The organism is Bradyrhizobium canariense (genome assembly GCF_019402665.1).
Taxonomy (GTDB): Bacteria; Pseudomonadota; Alphaproteobacteria; order Rhizobiales; family Xanthobacteraceae; genus Bradyrhizobium; species Bradyrhizobium canariense.
Map to the genome: position 1 here is coordinate 125,660 of NZ_VSST01000012.1, position 14,277 is coordinate 139,936.

Below are 14,277 nucleotides of genomic sequence, written 5' to 3' on the forward strand. Positions count from 1 at the left end.
CAGATCGCATTTATTGACGTGAATTGTTTGGGAGCGTCAATGTCCCGCGAGAACGATGGTTTTGTCTTCCATCGTGACCGGCTCCAATGGGTCCCGGATGTTGTCTATCGGGCCGTCAACTTCTTTGTCACATGGGACAAACTGCCGACCCTGCTCGGAGCTGCCAATCTCTCGGCGTTCCGCGACCGGCTGCGTGAGCACAATCTGCACCATACCGGCTACGGCACGACATCGCCTCGCTGGAGCACGGGCAATGACCGCTGGCGTTCCGCCGACGGCTCGTTCAACAGCCTCGACCATCCGCGCATGGGGATGGCTGGCGCCCGGTTCGGACGCAATTTCGCGCTGCCCGAATGTGTACCGGGCAGCCTGGACGACCTGCTCGAACCCAGTCCGCGCTTGATCTCGGAGGAATTGCTGGCGCGCCGCGAATTCATTCCCGCGACCAGCCTCAATCTGCTGGCCGCCGCCTGGATCCAGTTCGAAACCCATAATTGGTTCAGCCATGGGTCCCCTAAGTCGGGAAACGAGTTCAAGATTCCGCTGAAGCCAAACGACGAATGGCCAGCGGATCAGCGGATCGACGGCTGCATGAAGATCCGTCGGACCGTTTGCGACGAGACGCCACGTGAACCATGGCTCGGCGCGACTCCCACGTTCCGCAACCTCAACTCGCACTGGTGGGACGCCGGACAGATCTACGGCAGCGACCGCGCGAGGCAGATGCAGATCCGTTCCGGGGCAGATGGGAAGATCGCTGTCGGCGATGATGGGATGCTTCCAGCCGATCCAGTCCATCCGGGCGCCGATCTCACCGGCTTCAATGACAATTGGTGGGTGGGGCTCAGCCTGCTGCACAACCTCTTTGCACGCGAGCACAATGTCATCTGCGACGGCTTGAAGACGCGGTATCCGACCTGGAACGACGAGGCGCTATTCCAGCATGCGCGCCTGATCAACGCAGCCCTGATCGCCAAGATCCACACCGTCGAATGGACGCCAGGCATCCTCGGCCATCCCGCACTGGACTTCAGCATGCACGCCAACTGGTCGGGGATCCCGTGCCGGGTGCTGCGCGCGGTGCTCGGCAAGGACAGCGAAGCCGCCTTTGGTATCATCGGCTCTCCGACGGATCAGCACAGCGCGCCGTACGCGATGACGGAGGAATTCACCGCCGTGTACCGCCTGCACCCGCTGATCCCCGAAAAGATGGATGTACGGCGGCTCGATAGCGCAGAGATTACCCCTAGCGATTTGGTCCATATGCAGGGCCCCGCCTCCCGCAAGTTCATGCAGACTCACGGCTTCGCCAACCTGCTCCACTCCTTCGGCACCGCTCATCCCGGCGCCATTCGCCTCCACAATTTTCCCAACTTCCTGCGCCAGTTCACGAAAGACGGCCAGCCGTTGCTGGACGTGGCCGCCATCGATATCATGCGCGATCGCGAGCGCGGCGTGCCGCGCTACAATCGGTTTCGCGAACTGGTCGGCAAGAAGCGGGTCAACACATTCGAGGAAATCACCAGCATCCCCGGCGCGGCCAGGAAGATGCGCGCGATCTACAAGGGCGACGTCGATCGCGTTGATCTGATGGTCGGACTATTGGCCGAGGACCTGCCGGATGGTTTTGGCTTCAGCGATACCGCCTTCCGCATTTTCATCCTGATGGCATCGCGGCGTCTCAAGAGCGACCGGTTCTTCACCGATGACTACCGGGCGGAAGTCTACACCAATTTCGGTCTGGACTGGATCCACAACAACGGAATGAAATCGGTGCTGCTGCGGCATGTGCCGCAACTCGGACCGGCGCTCGAGGGCGTCAACAACGCCTTCGCCCCGTGGAACGTGCTGCGAGGCTGAGCCTTGGCCCTCTGCAAAGTCGCAGCCACCTTAGCACCCGAGCTTGTCGGCGATTCCGCCAAAATCCCTGGCGACGATGTCCCAATTGCCGGTGGCCTCGAAATCGACCTTCTGGAGCGGACCGTATTCGGTCGGTCGCGCCACGAAAGCCGTCTTCAGCCCGTTCTTCTGCGCGGCAGCGAGATCGCCGTTGTGGGCGGCGACCATCATCACCTCTTCCGGCTTGAGGCCGAGCAGGCGCGCGGCGCCGAGATAGGTTTCGGGATCGGGCTTGTAGTGCTCGAACAGCTCGGCCGACATGATGAGGTCCCAGGGAAGCCCTGCGAACTTCGCCATGTTGGTGAGCAGCGCGACATTGCCGTTTGACAGCGGCGAGATCACGAATTTCGTCTTCAGCCGCGTCAGGCCCGCGACACTGTCGGGCCACGGATACAGGCGGTGCCAGCCCCTGGTGAGGTGATCGAGATCGGCTTCGGTCAGGCCTGGAATCGAAAATTGCGCGACCAGCTTTTCCAGCGAGCGGCGATGCAGATCATCGAGCATGACATAGCCGCGCTCGGGATGTTTGCGCACGTCATCCATCGAGGCCATGTACATGCCGCGCCAGCCGTCGACGAGTGCGGTCCAGTCGGCGGAGATGCCGCGGCCCTTCGCCCACCACATGAAGTCCGTGATCAGGCTGGTGCGCCAGTCGACGACTGTGCCGAACACGTCGAAGACGAGGGCTTTGACGGCGGAGAGATCGGATGTCGTGGTCATGTTTCGCTTCGCGGATTTTCCGCGCCCCGGCTGGCTTCGTCTCAGATGAAAGGCTTTAAAGCATGATCCTTTCCGTGCAACAATAGCGCTAGTCCCGCACATCAAACACGCGCAAGATGAACAAAGTGACGGGTCTCAACCAGTCGGGGTGCAGCGCATCTGTCATGACCACCATCCCTGTTGCATGTATATTGCTTGAGGATGCCCGCCTTCCGGACGAGGCATCTTTAATCGAGACGTTACGCGTTCGTCATCCTGGCTTGCGGTGGGACCGCAGCCCAGTCGCACCAAGTAACGATACCGACGGTCCGATGTTCATCCGCGTCGGCGATCATCTCATGACCATCCTCTTGATGCCCGCACCCATGCCCTACGATCAGCAGCTATGGCAGCGAGCCTCCTGGGTATGGCCGGAGGCTTTCCACGCCGCCGGCCGCCACCGCGCGCACCTCGTCGTCGCGACAATGGGCTCCGCCGAAGACAACTCAGAAACGAAAGCGCTTGGGTTCGCCGAGAGTGTGCGCCTTACGACTGCCTTTGTCGGCGCCGTGCTTGAAGCACTTCCCGGCTGTCTCGGCGTCGTCTAGCGCGGCAATGTGGGCCGCTCGCCCGAGATGTGGCTCGAGCAGTCACGCCGCTCGTTCGAGCCGTTTCCGGATCATCCGTTCGGATCGTGGATGGAAATCATTCCCTTCCGTTCCGGAGAGACCGTCGGAGCCTATACGGTCGGACTGTCCGCATTCATCGGACGCGAGATCGAATTTGAGGTGGACGGACTCGACCAACGCGGCGTCACGCTTCGTGTTGCCAACGCTTCGTCCTATTTGATTGCAAATGGCCTCGACAAAAACATCGAGAGCGGGACGGTGTACAAAGACGATGACGAGAACATCGGTCACGTTGCGGTGCTCCACCGCAACTCGCGCTTTCGGATCGGGCCGGTCATTTCGTTCTTTTCTCTTCAAGACCGAGCTGGAAGGCTCAAGACCTACCAGATCATTCCGTCATCTCTCGCGCGAAATCACCCGCTTCTGATCATGCTGGGCAAGGTCGGGCTTTTCGATCCGGCGAAGTCAGAGAACCTGATAGAGCTGCGGCCAGATCACTACGTATCGGAAGCTCGCCTGGAAATCCTCGATGGCGGCGTATCGCAAGAGCTGTCCAAAATGCTCGCGACCGACGCCTATGCCGAGGCGGACACGAATGCGCGCCGCGCGCTCGCGAGCGGAGACATTGCGTCAGCGAGGGCTTTTTTGCTGCCTTGGGCTGAGGAAGTTGGTGAGCTCCAAAAAGCGCTCCAACTCGCTCTGACCTTGCGCGATGCGTTCTTGTTCATGCCGGCCGCGCCGCGCAGCCCTTAGTAGACAGGCGATGGATCATGTCCATCCTGGTGCTGTATGCGACGACGTCCGGCTAAATTCGCCGAACGAACGCAGGCGGACGTCGCTGACACTAGTCCAAATGGAACTTCGCCAGTTCGCGATGCTCGGCCTTGATGTAGCGCACGGTGCCGGTGACGGAACGCATCACCACCGTCTCGGTCTCGATCACGCCGTCCTTGCGGAATTTGACGCCTGACAGCAGCGAGCCCGTGGTGACGCCGGTGGCGGCAAACAGGCAGTCGCCGCGCGCCATGTCCTCGATGCCGTAGATCATCTTGGGATCGTTGACGCCCATCTTGGCGGCGCGTTCGCGCTTCTCTTCGGAGTCGAGGATGAGACGGCACTGCATCTGGCCGCCGATGCAGCGCAGCGCCACGGCCGCGAGCACGCCTTCCGGCGCGCCGCCGGTGCCGAGATACATGTCGACGCCGGTATTGTCGGGGTCGGCGCAGTGGATCACGCCGGCGACGTCGCCGTCGGTGATCAGGCGCACGGCGGCGCCGGTCGAGCGTACGCTCTCGATGATGCTGGCATGGCGCGGCCGGTCGAGCACGAGAACGGTGATGCCGTCAGGCTTGACGCCCTTGGCCTTGGCGAGGCGGTGGACGTTTTCGGCCGGTGTCGCATCGAGCTCGACGACGCCCTTGTCATAGCCGGGACCGATCGCGAGCTTCTGCATGTAGACGTCGGGCGCGTGCAGCAGCGTGCCGCCGTCGGCCATCGCCATGGTGGCGATCGAGCCCGGCATGTTCTTGGCGCACAGCGTGGTGCCTTCGAGCGGATCGACGGCGATGTCGACCTGCGGGCCGGCGTTCATGCCGACCTTCTCGCCGATGAAGAGCATCGGCGCCTCGTCGCGCTCACCCTCGCCAATGACGATGGTGCCCTCGATCGGGAGCTTGTTGAGCTCGCGCCGCATCGCGTCCACCGCGGCCTGGTCGGCCGCCTTCTCGTTGCCGTGCCCGCGCAGACGCGCCGAAGACACCGCCGCCCGCTCCGTCACACGCACGATCTCCAGCGTGAGAATGCGCTCGAGCAACGCTTGCGGCGGGACTGAAATATGGGTCGACATCGGCTCACTCCTTCGAAACAGTTTTGGACGGACATCTCCGTCGCATCAACTCGTAACACCCACAGTTCGTTCGAACCGTGTCTTATTCTTGGAGCATGACCTTTCCGGAAAACCGCTTCACACTTTTCCGGGTCATGCTCAGTTCTTCTCGATCCTGATGACCTGGGGTCGCCCACTGATCACCTTGTCCTTCTGCACGGCCGCGAGCGCGCGGCGCACGGCGTCCTCGTGCGTGGCATAGGTGATGAGGATGACGGGCACCGGGACCGCCTTGCCGTCTGCCGGCGCAGCGCCGCCATTGGGATGGCGCTGCACGATCGACTCGATCGAAATCTTCTGCTCCGCAAGCCGCGTCGCGATCGCAGCCGCGGTGCCCGGGAAATCGCGTGCCAGAAGTCGGATGTAGTAGCCGCCCTCATGGCGCTCCATCGGCGCCTTCTTGGTATCGCGCAGCTGCGAAATCGGCCGGCCGAACGGATTGGCGCGAATGCCGCGCGCGACGTCGGCGATGTCGGCCACGACGGCGGATGCGGTCGCAGCGCCGCCGGCACCGGGGCCGACCAGCGTGATCGGCGGGATGCCCTCGCCATCAATCGTGACCGCATTGGTGACACCCATCACCTGTGCGATCGACGAGGATTTCGGAACCATGGTCGGATGCACGCGCTGCTCGATGCCCTTGGCGGTGCGAACCGCGACGCCGAGGAGCTTGAGCCGGTAACCGAGATCGTCAGCGGCACGGAGATCTTCCGGCGCGATGGAGGAGATACCTTCGACATACACCGCGCTTTGAGCAACTTTCGTGCCGAAAGCGAGGCTGGCGAGAATGGCGAGCTTTTGCGCGGTATCGTGGCCGTCGACGTCGAAGGACGGATTGGCCTCGGCATAGCCGAGCCGTTGCGCGTCCTTCAGGCATTCGGCGAAGGACAGGCCCTCCTGCTCCATCCGGGTCAAGATGTAATTGCAGGTGCCGTTGAGGATGCCGTAGACCCGGTTGATGCCGGTTCCGGCAAGGCCTTCGCGTAACGTCTTGATGACAGGGATCGCAGCGCCGACGGCTGCCTCGAAATTCAGCGCGCCGCCGTGCTTTTCGGCGGCCTTTGCCAGCTTGAGGCCGTGCTTTGCCAGCAACGCCTTGTTGGCGGTGACGACGGATTTACCGGCAGCGAGCGCGGCCTCGACCGCCGACAAGGCGGGATCGCCGGAGCCCCCCATCAGCTCGACGAAGCAGTCGATGCCGGGATGCGTGGCGAGGGCAAGCGGATCCTTGACCCACTCGACGCCGCGCAGATCGACGCCGCGTTTCTTGGCCTTCGAGCGCGCGGTGACGGCGACGACGCGGATGCCGCGGCCGCTGCGGCCGGCAAGCACGCGCGCCTGCGTTTCAATCAGACGGACAACTTCGGCGCCCACGGTGCCGAGCCCCGCTATGCCCACTTTCAGGGGTGCAACCATGATGCCTTGGAAAACCTGCGGAAGAGAACTTAACGCCGAGTGGCGAGCGGAACGACGTTGTGCAACGTTTCGATGCCGCTTTCAAGGAAGCGGCGCACGCCGCGCGCGGCCTGCCTGATCCGTTGCTCGTTTTCCACCATGGCGATACGGACATATCCTTCACCATGCTCGCCGAAGCCGACGCCGGGCGAGACCGCGACACCGGATTTCTCCACCATCAGGGTCGCGAACTGCATGCTGCCGACGCTGCGGAAGGCTTCCGGCAGTGGCACCCAGGCGAACATCGACGCCTCCGGCGGCGGGATCTCCCAGCCGGCACGGCCGAACGATTCCACCAGCGCGTCGCGCCGCTTGCGGTAGGTGTCGCGCATCTCCTTGATGCAATCGTCCGGTCCGTTCAGCGCGGCGGTCGCTGCGACCTGGATCGGCGTGAACGCACCGTAGTCGAGATAGGATTTGACGCGGCCGAGTGCCGCAATCACGCGCTCGTTGCCGACCGCGAAGCCCATGCGCCAGCCAGCCATCGAATAGGTCTTCGACATCGAGGTGAACTCGACGGCGACGTCCATCGCGCCCGGCACCTGGAGCACCGAGGGCGGCGGGTTGCTTTCGTCGAAATAAACCTCGGCATAAGCGAGATCGGACAGGATCAGGATCTCGTGCTTCTTCGCGAACGCGACCAGGTCCTTGTAGAAGTCGAGGCTCGCAACATAGGCGGTCGGGTTCGAAGGATAGCAGACGACGAGCGCCAGCGGCTTCGGGATCGAATGCACGATCGCTCGCTCGACCGCCTCGAAGAATTGCGGCGTCGGCTCTGAGGGCACCGAGCGGATCACGCCGCCCGCCATCAAGAAGCCGAAGGCGTGAATCGGGTAGCTCGGATTGGGACAGAGGATGACGTCGCCGGGCGCGGTGATCGCCTGCGCCACGTTGGCAAACCCCTCCTTGGAGCCGAGCGTCGCCACCACCTGGGTGTCGGGATTGAGCTTCACGCCGAAACGGCGGGCGTAGTAGCCGGCCTGGGCCCGGCGCAGCCCGGGGATGCCGCGGGAGGCCGAGTAGCGGTCGGTGCGCGGCTTGCCCAGCGTCTCCTTCAGCTTCTCCAGCACATGCGCCGGCGCCGGCAGGTCCGGATTGCCCATGCCGAGGTCGATGATGTCGGCGCCGGCATTCCGCGCGGCTGCCTTGGCCCGGTTGACCTGTTCGAATACGTAAGGCGGAAGGCGGCGGATGCGGTAAAACTCTTCCATGGCTCTCTCGGCTCCGGGCAACCGGTCAGGACAGAATCGACAGGCCATAAAGACCAGGCGGAAGGCGCCCGCGTCCTTCGCGAAAATTACTCAAGATCAAATACTTAGAGCAATTATCGACGACGTTGACTGAAGTCGTTCGCCCTGACTCTCGGCTGAACTAAGGTCTTTTAGCACGGCGAGGCGGAGGCGCCAGCGATTACCTTGCAGGGCCCTATTTCGCGTCCTTGGTGGCGACCGCCTGACGGTCGCGCGCGGCAGCAAGCTCGGCCTCGATCTTGGCGCGTTGGTCCGGCGGGATGACCGCCTGATCGCGATCCGGAGGCAGATCGTGCACCGGCAGATAGCTCCCGGCCTCCCTGGGATGCGCTTGCGCATCGGAAGGCGTCATATCCGCAAGCTGACTCGAGCAGCCGCCTAGGGCGAGCGCCACCATCAGCAGCGCGCCACAGATCCGCCGCGACTTTTGCAGGTCCCTCAACGCCAACACTAGGGAAATCCCCACTTCGTCCCAAAGCACGGCCCCGGGCAACCTTACCCAAGCCCGCGCCCAAGCTCAAACCATTGCTGCCCAAATGGTGCGAGCGAGAAAATAGCCCAGATACCCACCAAGCCGAGCGGTGCGGCTCGATTGTGACGGAACCAAGAAAATTTGTCGCACTGCAACACATCTTCGCGAGTGTTTAACGCCAAACATGCGAGCTTCGCGGTGACGAATACGGAATGAATCGTTACTGTTCTGCTCATGAGTATGGCCACGATCGATACGCCCAAACCCGAGACGAAGTTCGATGCGGAAACCTTCGCGATGAATGTCGCGCGGGCGATGGAGAGCGGCGGCAAGGCGCTCGCCGCATACCTGAAGCCGCGCGAAAGCGGCGAGGTGCAGGATCGTCCGCCGGCCGAGCTAGCCGAGGTCGTCAAGACCTTCACCGCCGTCGCCGAATACTGGCTGTCGGATACGTCGCGGTCTTCCGCACTCCAGACCAAGCTCGCCAAGGACTATCTCGACCTCTGGGGCTCGGCGGCGCGCCGCATGGCCGGTCAGGACGCCCCGCCCGCGATCGCGCCCTCGCCGCGCGACAAGCGCTTTGCCGATCCGGAATGGAAGTCGAACCAGTTCTTCGATTTCGTGATGCAGCTTTATCTGCTCACGACCAAATTTGCGCAGGAGCTTGTGCGCGACGCCGAGGGGCTCGATCCGCAGACACGCCGCAAGGCCGAGTTCTACGTCCAGCAGCTCACCAACGCGATGTCGCCGTCCAACTTCGTGCTAACCAATCCGGAAGTGCTGCGCGCGACGGTGGCCAGCAGCGGCGAAAATCTCGCGCGCGGGCTGAAGATGCTGGCCGAGGACATCGCCGCCGGCAAGGGCACGCTGAAGATCCGTCAGTCCGATCCGGACAATCTCGTCGTCGGCGTGAACATGGCGACGACGCCCGGCAAGGTGATCTACCAGAACGAGATGATGCAGCTGATCCAGTATGCGCCGGCGACGGAGAACGTGCTGCGGACGCCGCTCCTGATCATCCCGCCCTGGATCAACAAGTTCTACATCCTCGACCTCAAGCCGGAGAAATCCTACATCAAGTGGTGCGTCGATCAGGGCATCACCGTGTTCGTGATCTCATGGGTCAATCCCGACAAGCGGCTCGGTGCCAAGAGCTGGGAAGACTACATGAAGGAAGGCCCGCTCACGGCGATGGACGTGATCGAGAAGGTCACCGGCGAGATGAAGGTGCACACCGCCGGCTATTGCGTCGGCGGCACCATGCTCGCGACCACGCTGGCCTGGCTCGCCGAGAAGCGCCGCCAGCGTGTGGCGTCCGCGACATTCTTCGCGGCACAGGTCGACTTCACCCATGCCGGTGATTTGCTCGTGTTCGTCGACGAGGAGCAGATCGCATCCCTCGAGCAGGACATGAAGGCGGCCGGCGTGCTCGAAGGCTCGAAGATGGCGATGGCCTTCAACATGCTGCGCTCCAACGATTTGATCTGGTCCTATGTCATCAGCAATTACCTCAAGGGCCAACAGCCGAGCGCGTTCGACCTGCTGCACTGGAATTCGGACGCGACGCGCATGACCGCGTCGAACCATTCGTACTATCTGCGCAATTGCTATCTTGAGAACCGGCTCTCGACCGGCACGTTGGTGCTGGACAACACCTTGCTCGATCTCTCCAAGGTCATGGTGCCGATCTACAATCTCGCAACCCGCGAGGACCATATCGCGCCGGCAGAATCGGTGCTGTACGGCTCCCAGTTCTTCGGCGGTCCGGTGAAATACGTATTGTCCGGCTCGGGCCACATCGCCGGCGTGGTCAATCCGCCCGCCTCGAACAAATACCAGTACTGGACCAACGACAACGTGAAGTCCGCCAATGTCGCCGAGTGGATGAAGGGCGCGGTCGAGCACAAGGGCTCGTGGTGGCCGGACTGGCGGCAATGGCTGGGCGCACTCGATCCCGAGGAAGTCCCGGCCCGCACGGTCGGCAGCGAGGCGTTTCCCCCGATCGAGGACGCGCCCGGCAGCTATGTCAGGGTTCGCGCATAGCAGAATCTTCCGCGCTTTCGTATAAGCTCCACGCCTGCGGCAGAAATTGATGAGGGGACCGGGTTATGACGCGTGAATTGTTCTGGCTGACACTGACGGTGGTCCTGACCGGAATCCTCTGGATTCCCTACACCATCAACCGCTGCCAGATTCGCGGCCTCGGTGGCGCGATGGCCAATCCCTCGCGCACCGACAAGCCGCAGTCGGAATGGGCGAACCGTCTGATGTTCGCGCATGACAATGCCGTCGAGAACCTCGTGCTGTTCGCGCCGCTGGTGCTGATCCTGAACGCGATCGACTATTCCTCGAAATGGACGGTGCTTGCTTGCGCCGTCTATTTCTGGTCCCGCGTCGCGCATCTGATCGTCTATGCGCTCGGGATCCCGGTGTTCCGCACATTGGCCTTCACCGTCGGCTTCATCGCGCAGGCCGTGCTGGCCGTCGCGATCTTCAAGGTGGTTTGAGATCAGGCCTTGTAGTCTGAAATCAGGCCTTGCGAACGACGAGATGCAGCATGTTCGCCGGCGTCTCGTCGAAGCTCTGGATCACGTTCCTGTCCGACGACAGCGTGATCCATGGACCTGCGCTGGCGTAGGTCGCCTCGAGCCATTCCGGCGACGCATAATTGTAATAGCGCCCGAGACTGTCCCGGCCATCGCCCTCGCCCATCTTGTAGCTGGCGTAGAACACGCCTGACGGCCTGAGCGCGCGACGAATCTGCGCCAGGATGCCGGCGAGTTCGTCGCGCGGTACGTGCAGGAGACAGGCGCTGGCCCAGACGCCGTCATAGGCCTCGTGCGCGTCAAGCTGGTCGAACCGCATCGCCTCGACGGCATGACCGAGCCGCTGCGACGCGATCTCGGCCATTTCAGGCGAGCCGTCGGTGGCGCGCACCGAAAAACCTTCGGCCAGCATCACCGCCGAATGATTGCCGGCGCCACAGCCGAGCTCGAGGATCGAGCCGCCGGACGGCAGCAGAGCGAGAAAGCCTCGCAGCCGCGTCGAGGGCGCCTTCGCCCAGTCCGCATAGGACCTGGCGTTGCTCCGATAGAATTGCAGAGTCCCTTGGTCCACGGCGGCCACTCCGATCAGGGAAACAGCGCGATCTGCTCCAGTCCAGCGGTCTCGGGAAATCCGAACATCAGGTTCATGTTCTGGATCGCCTGACCGGCCGAGCCCTTCACCAGATTATCAAGCACCGAAATCACGATGGCGCGGTTCTTGATCCGGTCGGCGATGACACCGATCTGGACATAGTTCGAGCCGCGTACGTTCTGGGTCTGCGGTAGCACGCCCTTCTTGACGACATGCACGAACGGCTCGTTCGCGTAGGCTTTCTCGAGGGCGGCCCGCAAATCGTCCGGCGTCGCGCCATTGAGCTTGACGTAGGACGTGCAGAGCTCGCCCCGCGACATCGGTATGAGATGCGGCGTGAAATTGACGGTCACGCTCGCGCCCGCCGCGACGCCGATCTCTTGTTCGATCTCCGGCGCATGCCGGTGCGTGCCGACCGAATACGGCGAAATCCCCTCGCCCGCCTCGCTGAATAGCGTGTTCTGTTTCAGGCCGCGTCCGGCGCCGGTGACGCCTGACTTGGCGTCGATCAGGATGTCATCGACGTCGATCAGATTTGCTTTCGCCAGCGGCACCAGCGCCAACAACGCTGCCGTCGGATAGCAGCCGGGACAGGCGACCAGCCGCGCCGCGGCAATCTTCTCCCGATAGAATTCGGTCAGGCCGTAAACGGCTTCGCCCTGCAACTCGAGTGCCTGATGTTCGTGGCCGTACCACTGCGCGTAGGTGTCCTTGTCGCGCAGCCGGAAATCGGCGGACATGTCGAGGACCTTGATCTTCGGGTTGGCCTTCAGCACGGCCGCGATGATCTGCTGCGTGGTGCCGTGCGGCAGCCCGCAGAACACCGCATCGAGCTTGCTCCAGTCGACCTCTTCCCATTCCACGAGTTGGGGCAAATCCAGCATGAAGAAATGCGGAAACACCTCGCCCATCGATTTGCCGGCGTGGGTGTTGGCGGTGAGCGCGACGATCTCGGCATTCGGATGCCGCGCCAACAGGCGCACCGCATCGGCCCCGGTGTAACCGGAGGCGCCGAGAATGCCGATCTTCTTCGAGCTCATCACGCGTTCCTTTCAGGCGTCACTGGATCGTCTTGCCGGGCCGAAAGTTGCAGCATCGCTTCGTCCGCCGGGCTGGCCTCGCGAGCAACGCTCGATCGGCTACTCGTCGGCAAGGCCCAACATCAGTCGCATGTTCTGCACGGCCGCGCCGGAGGCGCCCTTGCCGAGATTGTCGAGCCGGGCGACCAGCACCGCCTGGTGATGTTTGTCGCTGGCGAAGACGTAGAGCTCGAGCATATTGGTCTCGTTGAGCGCTTCCGGCTCAAGCTTGCCGCCCTTGGTCGCTTCGTTCTGAAGCGGCATCGCCGAGACGTATTTCGAGCCGGCGTAACGCTTTGCCAGCGCGGCGTGGAGATCGGCGCCGCTGGGCTTGCCGGGCAGCGTGTCGAGCTGGAGCGGCACCGAGACCAGCATGCCCTGCCGGAAATTGCCGACGGAAGGGATGAAGATCGGCCGCCGGGTCAGGTTCGAATAGAGCTGCATCTCCGGCAGATGCTTGTGTTCGAAGCCGAGGCCGTAGAGTTCGAAGGACGGCGCGCTGCCGTCCTCGAAAGTCGCGATCATCGACTTGCCGCCGCCGGAATAGCCGCTCACGGCATTGACGGTGACGGGATAGTCCGCAGGCAGCAGGCCGGCATCGACGATCGGTCGCAGCAGCGCGATCGCGCCGGTCGGATAGCAGCCGGGATTGGAGACCTTCTTCGCAGCCTTGATCTTGCCAGCCTGATCCGGCGTCAGTTCCGGAAAGCCATAGGCCCAGTCGGGCGCGACCCGGTACGCGGTCGAGGCATCCAGCACCTTCGGCCCCGACGGCCCCATGCTGTCGATCAGCGCAACCGTTTCCCTGGCAGCATCGTCCGGCAGGCAGAGGATGACGAGGTCGACCTCCTCCATCAGCGCCTTCTTGGCGGCGGGATCCTTGCGCTTGTCCTCGGCGATGGTCTTCACGACCACGTCGTCCTGGAGCTTCAGCCGCTCGTTGATGCCGAGCCCGGTGGTGCCGGAGCCGCCGTCGACGAAGACGGTGGCGGGCTTCGTCGCAGCGCCGGCCTTGGGGGCGTTTTTGGTGTCAACGAGGCTGGCTTCAGAAAAGGTCATGGCGCGCTCCTTTCGAGCATGTTGGTTTCGGGTGCGAAGGCCTCCGGCCTCACGTCCTGCATCAGTTGCGAGATTTCCCTGGCGTCGGCACCGGCTTGCGCGCCGAGCGCATTGGCGATCGCCGTATAGTCGGCGTCGGACTTGTGCTGGTTGAGCTTGAAGCTGCCTTCGACCTCTTCAACCGCCATGACCAGCCCTACGATTCCCTTCTTCAACGCTTCCAGCCTGCCGGCCGTCATCTTGCCCGACGTCCATGGCGTCTTCGGCAACAGCCAGTTTTCGAACTTCTCGCTGAGCGTGTCGATCTGCACCGCCAGCTCGTCATCCGACAGAAGCCGCACCGGCCCGCTGAGATGCACCGACTGGTACAGCCAGGTCGGCACCTGATCCGGCGAGACGTACCAGTCCGGCGACACGTAGGCATCGGGGCCGTTGACCGCGAGCAGCCAGGAGCTCGTCCCGTCCGCAAGCTTTAGCAGCGGATTGTGACGGGCGACATGAAAGGCAGCCTGCGGGGTGCCGTCCGCGGCATAGGTCAGATAGAACGGAATTGGCGAGGCGACCGGCTTGTGGCCGTCGAAGGCGCACACGGTGCCGAAGCCGCGCGTGTCGGCAAATTTCAGGCTCGCGGCGCGGTCTTGCTTGAAAAAGGGTGGCGTGTACATCGTTGTCTCCTGCTGGGCCTCCTTGGGGGCCGCCGGATCAGATCGCG

14 protein-coding genes are annotated in these 14,277 nt (G+C 63.0%); 5 read left to right on the forward strand and 9 right to left on the reverse strand.

Translation table 11 applies throughout. The annotated features are described in order from the left end of the window. Positions 1 to 39: 39 nt before the first annotated feature. Entirely contained in the window at positions 40 to 1,860 is a 1,821-nt protein-coding gene (locus FXB41_RS05345) for a peroxidase family protein (protein ID WP_219680296.1), read from the forward strand. Positions 1,861 to 1,890: 30 nt separating this feature from the next. Here the strand turns inward: FXB41_RS05345 and FXB41_RS05350 are convergent, their stop codons facing one another. After that, positions 1,891 to 2,619: a haloacid dehalogenase type II gene (locus FXB41_RS05350; protein WP_219680299.1), complete on the reverse strand. Its 729-nt coding sequence runs from the start codon at positions 2,617 to 2,619 to the stop codon at positions 1,891 to 1,893. A gap of 311 nt (positions 2,620 to 2,930) precedes the next feature. Between FXB41_RS05350 and FXB41_RS40510 the strand changes: the two genes are divergently transcribed. Further along, positions 2,931 to 3,206 carry a hypothetical protein gene (locus FXB41_RS40510; protein WP_246648620.1) on the forward strand — a complete coding sequence of 92 codons (276 nt, stop codon included), beginning with the start codon at positions 2,931 to 2,933 and terminating at the stop codon, positions 3,204 to 3,206. Between the two features lie 90 nt (positions 3,207 to 3,296). Further along, positions 3,297 to 3,980: a hypothetical protein gene (locus tag FXB41_RS40515; protein ID WP_246648621.1), complete on the forward strand. Its 684-nt coding sequence runs from the start codon at positions 3,297 to 3,299 to the stop codon at positions 3,978 to 3,980. Positions 3,981 to 4,071: 91 nt separating this feature from the next. On the opposite strand, the gene glpX is transcribed toward FXB41_RS40515, so the two are convergent. The 4 genes from glpX to FXB41_RS05375 all read right to left on the reverse strand — a co-directional run bounded on the left by glpX (position 4,072) and on the right by FXB41_RS05375 (position 8,268). Beyond that, positions 4,072 to 5,073 carry a class II fructose-bisphosphatase gene (glpX, locus tag FXB41_RS05360; RefSeq protein WP_007591522.1) on the reverse strand — a complete coding sequence of 334 codons (1,002 nt, stop codon included), beginning with the start codon at positions 5,071 to 5,073 and terminating at the stop codon, positions 4,072 to 4,074. Positions 5,074 to 5,211: 138 nt separating this feature from the next. Then, the gene (locus FXB41_RS05365) at positions 5,212 to 6,528 is read right to left on the reverse strand and encodes a homoserine dehydrogenase (RefSeq protein ID WP_007591523.1); all 1,317 of its coding nucleotides are present in this window, start codon (positions 6,526 to 6,528) and stop codon (positions 5,212 to 5,214) included. Between the two features lie 29 nt (positions 6,529 to 6,557). Continuing rightward, positions 6,558 to 7,778: an LL-diaminopimelate aminotransferase gene (locus tag FXB41_RS05370; protein WP_018454429.1), complete on the reverse strand. Its 1,221-nt coding sequence runs from the start codon at positions 7,776 to 7,778 to the stop codon at positions 6,558 to 6,560. A 214-nt stretch (positions 7,779 to 7,992) separates the two neighbouring features. Beyond that, a complete protein-coding gene (locus FXB41_RS05375) occupies positions 7,993 to 8,268 on the reverse strand; it encodes a hypothetical protein (protein ID WP_035992760.1) in 276 nt (91 codons plus the stop codon). A 255-nt stretch (positions 8,269 to 8,523) separates the two neighbouring features. Between FXB41_RS05375 and FXB41_RS05380 the strand changes: the two genes are divergently transcribed. Then, on the forward strand, positions 8,524 to 10,332 hold the full coding sequence (locus FXB41_RS05380) for a PHA/PHB synthase family protein (protein WP_376707485.1): 1,809 nt from the start codon (positions 8,524 to 8,526) through the stop codon (positions 10,330 to 10,332). A gap of 65 nt (positions 10,333 to 10,397) precedes the next feature. Then, positions 10,398 to 10,796 (forward strand): MAPEG family protein, encoded by a 399-nt coding sequence (locus FXB41_RS05385; protein WP_007591527.1) that lies wholly within the window; start codon positions 10,398 to 10,400, stop codon positions 10,794 to 10,796. A gap of 22 nt (positions 10,797 to 10,818) precedes the next feature. On the opposite strand, the gene FXB41_RS05390 is transcribed toward FXB41_RS05385, so the two are convergent. From FXB41_RS05390 to FXB41_RS05405, 4 genes are all read right to left on the reverse strand, one after another. Further along, positions 10,819 to 11,406, reverse strand: a complete 588-nt coding sequence (locus FXB41_RS05390; protein ID WP_007591528.1) for a class I SAM-dependent methyltransferase — start codon at positions 11,404 to 11,406, stop codon at positions 10,819 to 10,821. A gap of 14 nt (positions 11,407 to 11,420) precedes the next feature. After that, positions 11,421 to 12,467 (reverse strand): N-acetyl-gamma-glutamyl-phosphate reductase, encoded by a 1,047-nt coding sequence (gene argC, locus FXB41_RS05395; RefSeq protein ID WP_007591529.1) that lies wholly within the window; start codon positions 12,465 to 12,467, stop codon positions 11,421 to 11,423. A 99-nt stretch (positions 12,468 to 12,566) separates the two neighbouring features. Further along, the gene (gene argC, locus FXB41_RS05400) at positions 12,567 to 13,565 is read right to left on the reverse strand and encodes an N-acetyl-gamma-glutamyl-phosphate reductase (protein ID WP_219680302.1); all 999 of its coding nucleotides are present in this window, start codon (positions 13,563 to 13,565) and stop codon (positions 12,567 to 12,569) included. After that, the gene (locus FXB41_RS05405; protein ID WP_219680307.1) at positions 13,562 to 14,230 is read right to left on the reverse strand and encodes an FMN-binding negative transcriptional regulator; all 669 of its coding nucleotides are present in this window, start codon (positions 14,228 to 14,230) and stop codon (positions 13,562 to 13,564) included. Before FXB41_RS05405 ends, argC (FXB41_RS05400) begins: the two co-directional genes overlap by 4 nt. Between the last annotated feature and the right edge of the window lie 47 nt (positions 14,231 to 14,277).